General features: G+C 76.8%; 15 protein-coding genes and 3 pseudogenes. 10 read left to right on the plus strand and 8 right to left on the minus strand.

The features are described from left to right. The first annotated feature begins 124 nt into the window (after nucleotides 1-124). The 6 genes and pseudogenes from crcB (FSW04_RS00005) (at nucleotide 125) to FSW04_RS00020 (ending at nucleotide 3388) form a co-directional block, all read left to right on the plus strand. Nucleotides 125-517: a fluoride efflux transporter CrcB gene (gene crcB, locus FSW04_RS00005; protein ID WP_146914940.1), complete on the plus strand. Its 393-nt coding sequence runs from the start codon at nucleotides 125-127 to the stop codon at nucleotides 515-517. Next, a pseudogene (crcB, locus tag FSW04_RS28225) lies at nucleotides 505-861 on the plus strand (fluoride efflux transporter CrcB); the annotation flags it as partial. The gene crcB (FSW04_RS00005) and the pseudogene crcB (FSW04_RS28225), both read left to right, overlap by 13 nt. Before the next feature lie 10 nt (nucleotides 862-871). Then, a pseudogene (locus FSW04_RS00015) lies at nucleotides 872-1910 on the plus strand (DUF190 domain-containing protein); the annotation flags it as partial. A 239-nt stretch (nucleotides 1911-2149) separates the two neighbouring features. After that, nucleotides 2150-2200: pseudogene (locus FSW04_RS28230) on the plus strand (hypothetical protein); the annotation flags it as partial. A 142-nt stretch (nucleotides 2201-2342) separates the two neighbouring features. Then, on the plus strand, nucleotides 2343-2603 hold the full coding sequence (locus FSW04_RS28235) for a hypothetical protein (protein WP_407652975.1): 261 nt from the start codon (nucleotides 2343-2345) through the stop codon (nucleotides 2601-2603). Further along, complete coding sequence (locus FSW04_RS00020) at nucleotides 2522-3388, plus strand: glycosyltransferase (RefSeq protein ID WP_187369101.1); 867 nt, start codon at nucleotides 2522-2524, stop codon at nucleotides 3386-3388. The genes FSW04_RS28235 and FSW04_RS00020 overlap by 82 nt, the downstream gene beginning before the upstream one ends. On the opposite strand, the gene FSW04_RS00025 is transcribed toward FSW04_RS00020, so the two are convergent. Together FSW04_RS00025 and FSW04_RS00030 are read right to left on the minus strand one after the other, a co-directional pair. Further along, the gene (locus tag FSW04_RS00025) at nucleotides 3346-3798 is read right to left on the minus strand and encodes a hypothetical protein (RefSeq protein WP_146914949.1); all 453 of its coding nucleotides are present in this window, start codon (nucleotides 3796-3798) and stop codon (nucleotides 3346-3348) included. The two genes, FSW04_RS00020 and FSW04_RS00025, sit on opposite strands and share 43 nt — an antisense overlap. 252 nt (nucleotides 3799-4050) lie before the next feature. Further along, a complete protein-coding gene (locus FSW04_RS00030) occupies nucleotides 4051-5145 on the minus strand; it encodes a universal stress protein (protein ID WP_187369102.1) in 1095 nt (364 codons plus the stop codon). Between the two features lie 354 nt (nucleotides 5146-5499). On the opposite strand from FSW04_RS00030, the gene FSW04_RS00035 reads away from it, so the two are divergent. Further along, nucleotides 5500-6513 (plus strand): YihY/virulence factor BrkB family protein, encoded by a 1014-nt coding sequence (locus FSW04_RS00035; RefSeq protein ID WP_146914954.1) that lies wholly within the window; start codon nucleotides 5500-5502, stop codon nucleotides 6511-6513. On the opposite strand, the gene FSW04_RS27695 is transcribed toward FSW04_RS00035, so the two are convergent. From FSW04_RS27695 to FSW04_RS00045, 3 genes are all read right to left on the minus strand, one after another. Further along, complete coding sequence (locus tag FSW04_RS27695; RefSeq protein WP_267128276.1) at nucleotides 6503-7009, minus strand: glycerate kinase; 507 nt, start codon at nucleotides 7007-7009, stop codon at nucleotides 6503-6505. The two genes, FSW04_RS00035 and FSW04_RS27695, sit on opposite strands and share 11 nt — an antisense overlap. Further along, nucleotides 6919-7515 carry a glycerate kinase gene (locus tag FSW04_RS27700; RefSeq protein WP_267128277.1) on the minus strand — a complete coding sequence of 199 codons (597 nt, stop codon included), beginning with the start codon at nucleotides 7513-7515 and terminating at the stop codon, nucleotides 6919-6921. The genes FSW04_RS27695 and FSW04_RS27700 overlap by 91 nt, the downstream gene beginning before the upstream one ends. A gap of 257 nt (nucleotides 7516-7772) precedes the next feature. Then, a complete protein-coding gene (locus tag FSW04_RS00045) occupies nucleotides 7773-8525 on the minus strand; it encodes an N-acyl homoserine lactonase family protein (RefSeq protein ID WP_146914956.1) in 753 nt (250 codons plus the stop codon). 53 nt (nucleotides 8526-8578) lie between these two features. Between FSW04_RS00045 and FSW04_RS00050 the strand changes: the two genes are divergently transcribed. Then, on the plus strand, nucleotides 8579-9325 hold the full coding sequence (locus tag FSW04_RS00050) for an enoyl-CoA hydratase-related protein (protein ID WP_146914958.1): 747 nt from the start codon (nucleotides 8579-8581) through the stop codon (nucleotides 9323-9325). Here FSW04_RS00050 and FSW04_RS25435 read toward each other — a convergent pair. After that, nucleotides 9322-9483, minus strand: a complete 162-nt coding sequence (locus FSW04_RS25435) for a hypothetical protein (protein WP_187369103.1) — start codon at nucleotides 9481-9483, stop codon at nucleotides 9322-9324. The two genes, FSW04_RS00050 and FSW04_RS25435, sit on opposite strands and share 4 nt — an antisense overlap. A 97-nt stretch (nucleotides 9484-9580) precedes the next feature. Continuing rightward, nucleotides 9581-10327, minus strand: a complete 747-nt coding sequence (locus tag FSW04_RS00055) for an SDR family oxidoreductase (RefSeq protein ID WP_187369104.1) — start codon at nucleotides 10325-10327, stop codon at nucleotides 9581-9583. A 109-nt stretch (nucleotides 10328-10436) separates the two neighbouring features. On the opposite strand from FSW04_RS00055, the gene FSW04_RS25440 reads away from it, so the two are divergent. Beyond that, a complete protein-coding gene (locus tag FSW04_RS25440; RefSeq protein WP_146923378.1) occupies nucleotides 10437-10670 on the plus strand; it encodes a hypothetical protein in 234 nt (77 codons plus the stop codon). Between the two features lie 2 nt (nucleotides 10671-10672). Beyond that, nucleotides 10673-10954 (plus strand): hypothetical protein, encoded by a 282-nt coding sequence (locus FSW04_RS00060; RefSeq protein WP_146914962.1) that lies wholly within the window; start codon nucleotides 10673-10675, stop codon nucleotides 10952-10954. Nucleotides 10955-10972: 18 nt separating this feature from the next. Here the strand turns inward: FSW04_RS00060 and gndA are convergent, their stop codons facing one another. Further along, complete coding sequence (gene gndA, locus FSW04_RS00065) at nucleotides 10973-12418, minus strand: NADP-dependent phosphogluconate dehydrogenase (protein WP_146914964.1); 1446 nt, start codon at nucleotides 12416-12418, stop codon at nucleotides 10973-10975. Nucleotides 12419-12420 lie beyond the last annotated feature (2 nt).

The following is a 12420-nucleotide window of genomic DNA, read 5'->3' on the forward strand; positions in this document are numbered from 1 at the left end:
CGGCTGCGACCGCCGATGGCTTCTACGCCCCGTCGACCGACGCCACGTAGGAGACCCCGGATGGAGCCCGACCCGACCACGACCGACCCGACCGCGAGCGTGACGGCGCGGGACGCCGGGGCTGATGGCGCGCCTCGACGCACGCGAGCTGGCGGCGGTGTTCGCCGGGGGCGCGGTGGGGGCCGTGGCCCGCGGCGAGCTCGCCGAGGCCCTGGGCCACGGCGGCGGCTGGCCGTGGGCCACGTTCCTGGTCAACGTCGCCGGCGCGTTCGTCCTCGGCTACGCGACGACGCGCCTGCAGGAGCGCCTTCCCCTGTCGAGCTACCGGCGCCCGCTCGTGGGCACCGGCTTCTGCGGCGGGCTGACGACGTTCTCGACGATGCAGCTCGAGCTGCTGCGGATGCTCGACGACGGCCGGCTCGGGCTCGCCGGGGCTACGCGGCGCCGGCCTCGTGGCGGGGTTCGCCGCCGTCCTGGTGCCACGAACCTCGTGCGCCGGGTGGGGTGGGCACGGTGAGCGCGGCGGTGGGCCGGATCGCGCTGCTCGGCGGCCTCGGCGCGGTCGCGCGCCTCCTGCTCGACGGCGCGGTGTCGCGGCGCCTCGCCGGGTCCTTCCCCCTCGGCACCCTCGCGGTCAACCTCACGGGCGCGGTCGCGCTCGGCGTGCTCGCCGGGGCGGGCGTCTCCGGCGACCGCTCCATGCTGTGGGGCGTCGGGCTCATCGGCGCCTTCACGACGTTCAGCACGTGGATGCTCGAGAGCCACCGCCTCGCCGAGGAGGGCCGGGGCCGCGTCGCGGCGGCCAACGTGGCCGTCAGCCTCGTGGCGGGCGTCCTGGCCGTCCTGGCCGGCCGGTACCTGGGGCCGCGCTGTGAGCGACGACGCCCTCAAGCTGACGGTCCACTTCGGCGAGCGCGCGCGGGGCCGGCCGGGCGTTCCTGGCCGATGCGCTCGTCGACGTCTACGCCCGCCACGGGCTGCGGGCGAGCGTCGTGCTGCGGGCCATGGAGGGCTTCGGGGCCGCGCAGCGCGTGCGGACCGACCGGCTGCTGAGCCTCTCCGAGGACCTCCCGCTCGTCGCGGTCGCCGTCGACGAGCGCCCGCGGATCGAGGCCGCGCTGGCCGACGTCCGCGCGCTGCCCGGCTTCACCGGCCTGGTCACGCTCGAACGCGCACGAGTGCTCACGATGGACGGGGCGCGTCGCCGGCCGCCGGCGAGGCCGCGAAGCTCACGGTGTACGTCGGGCGGGGGAGCGCGCGGGCCGCCGGGCGGCGGCGCCCGCGGTCGTCGACCTGCTGCGCCGCCACGGCGTGGACGGCGCGACCGTCCTGCTCGGCGTCGACGGCACCGTCCGCGGGCAGCGGCGGCGCGCGCGGTGCTGCACCGCAATGCGGCGGTCCCGATGATGATCGTCGCCGTCGGCGACGGCCCGCCGATCGCGGCCGCGCTGGGCGAGCTGGCCGGCGTGCTCGCCGAGCCCCTGGCGACGCTGGAGCGCGTGCGGATCGTCAAGCGCGACGGCCGCGTGGTCGGCCGACCGCACGCGGTCGCCGACACCGACCCGTACGGGCTGGGCGTCTGGCAGAAGCTGACGGTCATCACCTCGGAGGCCGCGACCCACGAGGGCCGGCCGCTCCACCACGGCCTCCTGCGGGAGCTGCGCGCGGCCGGGGCGGCCGGGGCGACCACGCTGCGCGGCATCTGGGGCTACCACGGCGACCACGCGCCGCACGGCGACGTGCTGCTGCAGCTTCGCCGCCGGGTCCCCGTCGTGCTCTCCGTCGTCGACGCGCCGTCGGCCACGGAGCGCTGGCTGGCGATCGTCGACGACGTCACGCACAGCACCGGCCTGGTGACGAGCGAGCTGGTGCCCGCCCTGCGCGCGACCGACGGCCGGCACGGCCACGGCGGGCACGGCTGCCGCGCCCTCCGCGTACGGTCCCGTCCATGGCCGGAGATACCGAGCCCCTCGTCGACGTCGCGGTGCGGCCACGCCGCCCTCGCGCTGGAGGCGGTGCTGGACGCCACGGACGCGCCCGGCTGCATGCGGCGGTCGCGCGCGCCGCGCCCGTGTTCGCCGGGCAAGCCGTCTGGTGCGTGAACTCCACGGCGCGGGGCGGCGGCGTCGCCGAGCTGCTCGCGGCGCTCATGCCGCTGGCGCGAGGCGCCGGCGTCGATGCGCGCTGGCTCGTAGTGCGGGGCGACGGCGCGTTCTTCGCCCTGACCAAGCGGCTGCACAACCACCTGCACGGCGCCGAGGGCGACGGCGGGGGCTGGGCCCGCCGAGCGCGACCGCTACGCCGCGGCCCTGGCGCCCGCGGCCGAGGCGCTGGCCGGCCGCGTGCGGCCCGGCGACGTCGTGCTGCTGCACGACCCGCAGACCGCCGGGCTGATCCCGGGCCTGGCCGCCCACGGGATCCCGGTCGTCTGGCGCGTGCACGTCGGCGCGACCGGCCCAACGCCGCCGTCCGCGCCGCCTGGGACTTCCTGGAGCCCTTCGTCCGGCACGCCGACGTGTGCGTGTTCTCGCGGCCCGCCTACGCCTGGGACACGATCCCCGAGGCGCGGCGGGCGGTCATCGCGCCGTCCATCGATCCGCTGAGCCCGAAGAACGCCGACCTCGACGATGCGACCGTCGCCGCGATCCTCGCCGCCGCGGGCCTCGCCGACGCCGGGGCGGCCGACCCGCCGCCGGCGTTCACGCGGGCCGACGGGACGCCCGGCGTCGTTCGCCGCCGCGCCGCGGTGGACCGCGCGCGCCCGCTGGGCCGCCGCGAGCCGTTCGTCCTGCAGGTGTCGCGCTGGGACGCGCTGAAGGACCCCGTCGGGGTCATCGAGGGCTTCGCGGCCCACGTCGCCCCGGCGTGCGACGCGCACCTGGTCTACGCCGGGCCGCCGGCCGACGGCGTCAGCGACGACCCCGAGGCCGGCGCCGTCCTCGAGCAGGCGCGCGCGTGCCGCGACCGGCTGCCGACCGAGGTCCGCGACCGCGTGCACCTCGCGCAGATCCCGATGGACGACCCGGAGGAGAACGCCGCCGTCATCAACGCCCTGCAGCGGCGGGCCGCGGTCGTCGTGCAGAAGAGCCTGGCCGAGGGCTTCGGGCTGACGGTCGCCGAGGCGATGTGGAAGGCCCGGCCCGTCGTGGCCAGCGCTCTCGGCGGCCTGCAGGACCAGATCGAGCACGGCCGCAGCGGGCTGCTGCTCGACGACCCGCGCGACGGCGCGGCGCTCGGGGCGGCGGTGCTCGAGCTGCTCGGCGACCCCGCCCGTGCGGCGGCGATGGGGCGTGCCGCACGCGAGCGGGTCCGCCACGAGTTCCTCAGCGACCGCTCGCTCGTGGACTACCTCGGGCTGCTCGGGCCGCTCGCCGGCGCCGGGGACTGAGCGCGGTGCTCGGCCCATCGGTCCTGCGGCTGGCCGACCCGGCGAGGGTGGACCGCGTCCTGGACGCGATCCTCGCCGACCGCCGGCGCGCGAGGCCCGCACACCCCCTGCCCGTCGTCGTGCGCCTGGATCCGCGCGGCGTGCCGGAGCCCGGCGCGCCCTCCCCGAAGGCGCTCGCGCGGGCGCGCGAGCTCATCGTCGTGGCGACCGGCGCCGACCGCGCCGAGGCCCTGCACGCCCTGCTGGCCGGGCCCGGCGGCGACGTCGCGACGGTCGTGCGCGCCCATCCGGAGGCGCTCGTGCTCTGCGACCGCGCCGCCGCTGCGCGCCTGGACCCGGAGGCCGGCGACGACGACGGCCGGGTGGTGGTCGTGCTCGGGCATCGCGAGCCCGGCGTCAGCGCCGAGCACCGCATCTCCTCCCACACGCGGGCGCGCCTGTACCGCGCGCAGGAGCTCTGCCTGCAGACGCCGGTGCGCGCGGCGATCCTCACGGGCTGGACGCACACCGACGGGCTGTCGGAGGCCGAGCAGATGGCCCGCGAGTGGACGCTGCCCGCGTGCCGGTGCTGTTGGAGGTCGCGGGCCGCGACACGGCCGAGAACGCGTCGTGCTCCCTGGGCCTGGTGCTCGCGCTGGGCGGCGCGCGCCGCGTCACCGTCGTCACGTCGCGCTGGCACGTGCGCACGCCGCTGTTCTTCGCGCCCTATCGCGATCACGGACTGGCCGTCGACGTCGTCTGGGCGCGCCCGCTGCGCCACTGGGCGCACCTGCTGGCCCACGAGCTGCGGTCGCTGCCGCGGGTGCCGGCACAGCGCCGCGCGGCGATGGCCGCGGTCGCGGAGGTGGCGGGCTCCGGCTCCTAGTGGGCGGCCGAGGCGGCCTGCGGCGGCGCGGCGGCGCCGGGTCGGCGCCGTCGGCCGGGCGCGGGACGACGAGCACGGGGCAGGCGGCGTGGTGGACGAGCCAGTCCGACGTGGATCCCAGCGCGACGCGGCGCGCCGTGCCCCAGCCGCGGGAGCCGACGACGAGGAGGTCGTGGCGGGAGGCGATCGCCTCGAGCTCGATGCGCGGCCGGCCGTTGAGGACCTTGCCCGCCGTGGCGCCCGGCAGGCGCGCGAGCGTCTCCTCGAGCGTCTCCTCGGCCCATCGGCGGCGTTCGGGCAGGCCCTGGGAGACGTAGGCGGGCGCCCCCGGGGCGCCCGTGACCGGCACCACGGGCGCCTCCCACACGACATAGACGGTGAGCGCCCCGCCGTGGGTCGCGACGAGGTCGCGCGCGGCGTCGACGGCCGCCTGCGACTCCGGCGTGCCGTCGCAGCCGACGGCGACCTGGCGCGGTGCGGCGCCGTCGAAGTCCTTGGGGGCGACGGCGACAGGGCACGGCGCGTCGTGCAGGACGACGCGGCCGACGTCCCCGAGCACGATCCGCCCGACGGCGCCGTGGTGGGCCGATCCGACGACGATGAGGTCGGCCTCGCGCTCCTGGGCGACCTGCTGCAGCGCCCGCGCCGGTGAGGCGTCGGCCACCGTCACGAGCTCGGCGTCGGCGCCCAGGGCCACGCGCGCGGCCTCGAGCAGGCGCCGGGCCGCGTCGCGGTCGGCCTCGGGGTCGGGATGCCCCGCGGGCCAGGGATGGCGGTCGGGGCGGTGGGCGTGGACGAGCGTGAGCCGCTCGGGGGCAAGCGCCCGGGCGAGCGCGACCGCGTCGCGTCCTCCGCCGGAGCCGTCGACGCCCACGAGGCCGTGTCGGAACATGACCGCGACGCTAGGGACGCAGGGCCGCCGGGCCATCCGGGGCGCGCCGCCGACGGGCTCCGTAGTCCACCGCCCGGGCCCGGAACGACGAGCGGCCGCCCCCACGGCGGCCGCCCATCAGCGCCGGCCCCTGGGCAGCGCAACCTGATTCCAACGCGTCCCTTCGGGAAGCTCCGCGTTGTCGCCCCGGTGATCGGCGGTGGGGCGCGCCGGTTGAGCCCGTGGTGTCCGCGCGGATGCTCGATGCGTGCGCACGCGCCTGGGCGCCGGGCACGGCGCGCGGAGGGCTCTCCGAGCGGAGGTCGAACGGCAAACCCATGATAGAGACGCGGCCCGATCGGGCACGGCCACGGCATGGCGAGAGAGACCTCCGAACGGCGCTTCGTGCGCGACGACGACGCGCGAGCCGGGCGCGAGGCGGCCCCGGGGCCGGACGACGACCGCAGCCCCCACAGCCCGACCGACCTGCCCGCGCGCTCCTGGACGGGGGTGCTGAAGCGCACGGTCTCGGAGTTCAAGGACGACAACCTGACCGACTGGGCCGCGGCGCTGACCTACTACGGCGTGCTGGCGATCTTCCCCGCGCTCATCGCGCTCGTGTCGATCATCGGGCTCGTCGGGCCCTCGGCCACCCAACCCGTCCTGGACAACCTGGCGGCGCTGACGCCCGGGCCGGCCAACGACATCCTCTCGGGCGCGGTGAAGCAGATCGCCGGCAGCCGCGGCGGCGCGGGCATCGCGTTCGTGGCGGGCATCGCCGCCGCGATCTGGAGCGCCTCGGGCTACGTCGGCGCGTTCGCCCGGGCCTCCAACGCGATCTACGAGGTGCCCGAGGGCCGGCCGTTCTGGAAGCTGCGCCCGATGCAGCTCATCGTGACCACGATCATGGTCCTGCTGCTGGCCGCCAGCGCCGTCGCCGTGGTGGTCACCGGTCCGGTGGCCGACCAGCTCGGCAGCGTCGTCGGCGCGGGCTCGGCGGCCGTGACGGCCTGGGACATCGCCAAGTGGCCGGCCATCGCGGCCGTCGTCAGCGTCATGTTCTCCATCCTGTACTACGCCGCGCCCAACGTGAAGCAGCCCGCGTTCCGCTGGATCACCGTCGGCGGCATGCTCGCGCTCGTCGTCCTGCTGGCCGCCTCGGCCCTCTTCGCGATCTACGTGGCGAACTTCTCGTCCTACAACAAGACCTACGGCACGCTGGGCGGCGTGGTCGCCTTCCTGGTGTGGCTGTGGATCTCGAACATCGCCGTCCTCCTCGGGGCCGAGCTCAACGCCGAGCTCGAGCGCGGGCGCGAGCTCGAGGCCGGCCTGCCGGCCCAGGACGAGCTGCAGCTGCCGCTGCGCGACGACCGCAAGCTCAAGGACTGACGGCCGCCGCGGCGATCGCCTCACCCGCCGCCGTGATCGCCTCCAGGGTCGGCGCCTCGCGCACCGAGGCGGCGCCGAGGCGCCGGCGCTCGGGGCCGCGGAGGCCGTCGCGGCCGGCGACGACGTGCAACGGCACCCCCGCGGCGCGGGCGCGGGCGGCGATCTCCCCCACGATCTTGCCGCCCAGGCTCTGGCCGTCGACGGAGCCCTCCCCGGCCACCACGGCGGCCGCCGCGCGCAGGCGCGCGTCGAAGCCGACGGCGTCCAGGACCGCGGCCGCGCCCGGGCGCAGCTGCGCGCCGAAGGCCGCCCACAGCCCGCCCGACAGCCCGCCCGCGGCGCCGGTCATCGGCACGCCGCGCGGGTCGCGCTCCAGCTCGCGTGCCCGAGCGTCCAGGCGGCGCGTCAGCCGCCGCACCGCGTCCTCGTCGGCTCCCTTCTGGGGCCCGAAGACGCGGGCGGCGTCCTCGTAGGGCGTCGTGACGTCGCACAGCACGACGAGCTCGGCGTCGCCGAGGCCGCCGGCGGCCCGCAGCGCCCGCACCGCCCCAGGCCGCCGTCCGTCGTCGCGCTGCCGCCCACGGTGACCAGCACGCGGCGGGCCCCGGCCGCCAACGCCGCGGCCAGCAGCTCGCCCGTGCCCGTCGTGGAGGCGGCCTCGGCGTCGCGGTCGGCCTCGGCCACGAGCGCGAGCCCGGACGCCTGTGCCGACTCGACGACCGCCGTGCGGCCGTCGGCCAGCAGGGCGTAGCGCGCCGTCACGGGGCGGCCGAGCGGGTCGTGGACGTCGGCGTGGGCGACGGTGCCGCCCAGCGCGGCCAGCAGCACGTCCATCGTGCCCTCGCCGCCGTCGGCCACCGGGCAGCGGTCGGGCCGCGCCCCGGCGGCCCGCACGCCCGCGGCCAGCGCCTCGGCCACCTCGCGCGCCGTGAACGTGCCCTTGAACGAGTCGGGCGCCAGCAGGATCGTCGGCGCGGCCGCCCCTAGGACCCGGTGCGCCACGCGAGCGGGGTCGGATGGCCCACGAGGCGGCGGGTGGACCGGCGGCAGCCGGTGGTCGCACGGCACTCGCGCATCGGCACAGCTGACCACATCGGGCGACGCCGTCGCAAGGGGCCTCCGCGCGACAGGACCACCGGGCGGCCCGTCTCCGCCCGGCCGGTCGGGACCCACGGGGCCGGCGGGCTGGCACGATCGCGGCCCGACCTCGGCGCCCTGCACGCGGACCCCGATGCGCGTGCTCGAGACGGAGGCCGGCCTCAGAACACCCGCGCGGGCGCCTGGGGCACCTGCGCCCAGGCCACGGGGTCGTGGCCGAAGACGAGCCGCGCACCACGGTCGCGGTGCCCGCGCAGCACGTCCACGGACCGCCGCTCCTGCTCGCGGTCCCAGGTCCATGGCGGGAAGCGCCCGGTGTCCAGCCAGTCGGCGAAGTAGCACGCGTCGCCGCACAGCAGCACGGACGGCCCGTCGCCGGGCGTCAGCAGCACGGACTGGTGGCCCGCCGAGTGGCCGGGCGTCGGGACGAGCAGGACCTGCCCGTCGCCGAAGAGGTCGTGGCCGCCGTCGAGCAGGTGCACCGTGCGGTCCTGGGCGTAGTCGGCGGGCACGTAGGCGTGGGTCGCGATCGCCTCGGGGTCGCGGCCGGCCTCCCACTCGCGGGCCTGGACGTAGAGCGGCACGCCGGGCGGCACGAGGCCGCAGCCGCCGGCGTGGTCGTAGTGCAGGTGGGTGAGCACGAGCGCGTGCAGGCCGGCGGGGTCGACCCCGAGCGCGGCGAGCCGGCCGCCGACGTCCTCGCCCGGGCCCAGCGCGAAGGAGAAGGCCTTGGCCAGGCCGCCGATGCGCGACGCCGGGTCGTGCCCCATCGCGGGGTGCAGGCCCGTGTCGACGAGCACGCGGCCCTGCGGGTGCTCGATGAGGAACACGGGCGTGGGAATCGTCAGCGGGTCGGCGTCGCGGCCGCGGAAGCGACCGGTCTGGCGGCCGCAGGACAGGGCGTGGAGGTGCATCGGGTGCCGGCCAACCCTACGCCCTGCGGGCGCACGGGCTAGGGTCCGCGGCCATGTCGGATGACCTCACGCTCGAACGCCGCGACGGCATCGCCGTCCTCACGCTGTGCGCCCCCCAGCGGCGCAACGCGCTCACGCCCGCGATGGCGCGGGCCATGACGGAGGCCTGCGAGGAGATCGACGCCGACGCGTCGATCGGCGCCGTGGTCGTCGCCGGCGAGGGCCCCTACTTCTGCGCCGGCGGCGACCGCCCGACGCTGGCCGCGGCCGGCCGCGACCCCTCCGACCCGCAGGTCTACCGCGACATGGGCGCGATCTACGGCGCGTTCGCTCGCGTCGGCGCGCTGGAGCCGCCGACGATCGCCGCCATCCGCGGCGGCGCGGTCGGTGCGGGCCTGAACCTCGCGCTGGCCACCGACCTGCGCGTCGTCGCCGACGACGCCAAGCTGCTGTCGGGCTTCCTGCCCATCGGCCTGCACCCGGGCGGCGGGCACTCCGCCCTGCTGGCCCGCGGGGTCGGGCGCGAGACGGCCAACGCCATGCAGCTGTTCGGCGCGACGGTCGTGGGCGCGCAGGCCGTCGAGCTCGGACTCGCCTGGGCCGCGGTCCCGGCCGCCGACGTCGACGCCACGGCGCTGGCGCTGGCCGCCACCCCCGCCGCCGACCCCGAGCTCGCCCGCCGCACCGCGCGGTCGATGCGCACGGTCGCCGGGCCGCCGGCGCTCCCCTGGTCCGCCGCGCTCGAGCTCGAGCGCGCCTCGCAGATGTGGTCCATGCGGCGCAAGGATCTCGCGGGCTAGCGCTCATGCGGCAACGCCCACGCCCGGCGCTCCCACGCCGGGACGCCGGTCAGGTTGTCGGCGTTGGGCACCGCGGGCGCCGGCAGCAGGTTGACGTACATCCAGCGCCTCGATTCGGGGCCCAGCGTGGCGTCGAGGTCGGCCTCGCGGCGGCGCACCTCCTCCGGGTGCCGGGTACAGGCCGCCCGCCCCCACGCCGGTCGGCCCGGGTGATGGGGATCGTGATGAGCCGGGCCGGCCGCCTCGGGGGCGAGCCTAGTCCCCCTTTCCCGGGTCGCCCAGCGAGACGTTGCCCAGGTGCGCGCCCCCGTCGATGATGATCGACTGCGCCGTGACGAACCCGGCCTCGGGGGAGGCGAGGTAGGCCATGAGCCCGGCGACCTCCTCGGGCTCGCCGTGCCGGCCGCCGGGCATGAAGCGGTCGCGGACGCGCTCGACGACCTCGGGCGGCATCGCGAGCACCTTCGGCGTGGCGATCGTCCCGGGCAGCACGCAGTTGATCGTGATGCCGTGGGCGACGTTCTCGGACGCGATGGCCCGGGCCATGCCGATCAGGCCGGCCTTCGACGCGCAGTAGGCGACCTGGCCGCGGGCGCCGATGGCCGCCGCGACGCTCGAGGTCAGCACGATGCGCCCGTAGCGACGCTCGCGCATGCCCGGCAGGCAGGCCTGTACCACGCGGAACGAGCCGGTGAGGTTGACGTCGATGTCCAGCGCCCACTTCTCCGCGCTCATCCGGTGCGCGGGCGAGAGCGTGTCGACGACGCCGGCGTTGGAGATGCACACGTCGATGTCGGCCAGGGCCTCGGTCGGCATCGGGTCGCCGACGAGGTCGACCACCAGGTCGGCGGGGCCGGCGACGTCCATCGTGACGACCTCGTAGCCGTCGTCGGTCAGGCGCTGCACGATCGCCCGCCCGATGCCGCCGTTGGCGCCGGTCACCAGCGCACGCCGCGGCGTGCCGTCCGGGCGCCGGCCGGCGCGTGGAGATCCTGCGGTCATGGTCCGTGCTCCTTGGTCGGGTTCCCGGATCCTGCCGCATCGCCTCGCCCATCGGTCCAGCCCGCGCGGGCCGCCTCGCGCGCGGCCGCGCGATCGCCGATGCAGCCGCATGGTGCCCGCCGTCAGCAGCTCGCTCCTCGGGGTCTCCGCCGCCCAGGACCAGCTCGACGTCGCCACCCGCTCCGTGGCCCGCAGCGGGCCGGCGGGCGCCGACGACGGCACGGCCGGTCTCGTCGGCGGCGTGGTCGGCGCGCAGGTCGCGTCGGTCCGGCAGGAGGTCAGCCTCACCATGCTGCGCCGGGCGATGGACGCCGAGAAGTCGATCATCGACATCCTCGCGTGAGCATGGGCATCTCCGGCCCGAGCGGCAGCTTCACCGATCCCGCCGCGGCGCAGATGCAGTGGGACGCGATCGCCTCCATCAAGAGCGTCAGCCCATTCGCCGAGCCGGCCCCGGCCGGCGGCGCCGCCGGCGGCATCGCCGCCGCGCTGGACTCGCTCATGCCGCAGATGCCCGCCGTCGCGGGCCTCGCCGGCGACGGCGGTCAGGCCGGCGGCGCGGGCGGGATCGACCGCGACGGCGAGATCCGCAGGGCCCAGCAGGTCACGATCGACCTGTTCGCCTAGCGCCCCCGCGGCATCCGCCTAGTCCTCCTGGACCTCGGAGCGGTCGGCCGACCACAGGGTGTGGAACGTGCCGGGCCGGTCGACGCGCCGGTAGGTGTGGGCGCCGAAGAAGTCGCGCTGGGCCTGGATGAGCGACGCGGGCAGCCGCTCGGAGGCCAGCGCGTCGTAGTAGGCCAGGGCCGAGGAGAACCCGGGCGCCGGCACGCCGGCCTGGGCCGCGATCGCGACGATCCGCCGCCAGGCCGCGTCGCCCCGGGCGACCACGTCGGCGAAGTACGGGTCCTCCAGCAGCGTGGCCGGGGTCGTGTCGCGGTCGTAGGCCTCGACGATGCGGTTCAGGAAACGCGCCCGGATGATGCAGCCGCCGCGCCAGATCTTGGCGATGTCGCCGAGGTGGATGTCCCAGTCGTACTCCCGGGCGCCGGCGATGATCGCGTCGAAGCCCTGGGCGTAGGCCACCACCTTGGAGGCGTACAACGCCGCGCGCACGTCGTCCTCGAAGTCCTCGCCGACCTCGGGGAGCTCCGGGCGCGCCCCCACGACGCCCCGCACCGCGGCGCGCTGCTCGGGCTTGCTGGACACCGCCCGGGCGAAGACCGCCTCGGCGATGCCGCCGACCGGGATGCCCAGTCCGACCGCGTTCTGCACGGTCCACACGCCGGTCCCCTTGGAGCCCGCCTCGTCGACGATGAGGTCGACGAGCGGCGTGCCGGTCTCCGCGTCGCGGTGGCGCAGGACCTCGGCGGTGATCTCGATGAGGTAGGACTCGAGGTCGCCGTCGTTCCACGCGGCGAAGACGTCGGCGATCGCGTCGGTGTCGTGGCCGCCCACGCGCCGGAGCAGGTCATAGGACTCGCCGATGAGCTGCATGTCGGCGTACTCGATGCCGTTGTGGATCATCTTGACGAAGTGGCCGGCGCCGTCGGTGCCGACGTGTGTGACGCACGGCTCGCCCTCGGCGACCGCGGCGATCGACTCGAGGATCGGCCCCAGCGTCGCGTAGGCCTCGGCCGAGCCGCCGGGCATGATCGAAGGGCCGTTGAGCGCGCCCTCCTCGCCGCCGGAGATCCCGGCGCCGACGAAGTTCAGCCCGCGCTCGCGCAGCGCGTGCTCGCGCCGGATCGTGTCCTGGAAGTTCGCGTTGCCGCCGTCGACGATGATGTCGCCGGCCTCGAAGCGGTCGGCGAGCTGGTCGATGACCGCGTCGGTGCCCGCGCCGGCCTGGACCATGATGATGGCCGTGCGCGGCACCGTCAGCGAGGCCACGAACGCGTCGAGGTCCTCCGAGGCCACGAACCCCGCCTCGGGATGCTCGTCGACCAGGCGCCGCGTGCGCTCGGGGGAGCGGTTGAACACGGCGACCGTGTTGCCCTCTCGGCCGGCCAGGTTGCGCGCGAGGTTCGCGCCCATCACGGCCAGCCCGACCACGCCGATGTTCGCCTGTGCTGTCGCGTCGTTGCCCATGG

Origin of the sequence: Baekduia soli (assembly GCF_007970665.1) — a bacterium.
In the GTDB taxonomy this organism is placed as follows: Bacteria; Actinomycetota; Thermoleophilia; order Solirubrobacterales; family Solirubrobacteraceae; genus Baekduia; species Baekduia soli.

What these genes read in the sequence shown, in the direction of transcription:
- crcB (WP_146914940.1), top strand. Translation starts at nt 125, where the DNA reads ATGGCGCGCCTCGACGCACGCGAGCTGGCGGCGGTGTTCGCCGGGGGC.
- FSW04_RS00055 (WP_187369104.1), bottom strand. Translation starts at nt 10,327, where the DNA reads ATGACCGCAGGATCTCCACGCGCCGGCCGGCGCCCGGACGGCACGCCG.
- FSW04_RS00045 (WP_146914956.1), bottom strand. Translation starts at nt 8,525, where the DNA reads ATGCACCTCCACGCCCTGTCCTGCGGCCGCCAGACCGGTCGCTTCCGC.
- FSW04_RS00050 (WP_146914958.1), top strand. Translation starts at nt 8,579, where the DNA reads ATGTCGGATGACCTCACGCTCGAACGCCGCGACGGCATCGCCGTCCTC.
- gndA (WP_146914964.1), bottom strand. Translation starts at nt 12,418, where the DNA reads ATGGGCAACGACGCGACAGCACAGGCGAACATCGGCGTGGTCGGGCTG.
- FSW04_RS00030 (WP_187369102.1), bottom strand. Translation starts at nt 5,145, where the DNA reads ATGTTCCGACACGGCCTCGTGGGCGTCGACGGCTCCGGCGGAGGACGC.
- FSW04_RS25440 (WP_146923378.1), top strand. Translation starts at nt 10,437, where the DNA reads ATGGTGCCCGCCGTCAGCAGCTCGCTCCTCGGGGTCTCCGCCGCCCAG.
- FSW04_RS00060 (WP_146914962.1), top strand. Translation starts at nt 10,673, where the DNA reads ATGGGCATCTCCGGCCCGAGCGGCAGCTTCACCGATCCCGCCGCGGCG.
- FSW04_RS00035 (WP_146914954.1), top strand. Translation starts at nt 5,500, where the DNA reads ATGGCGAGAGAGACCTCCGAACGGCGCTTCGTGCGCGACGACGACGCG.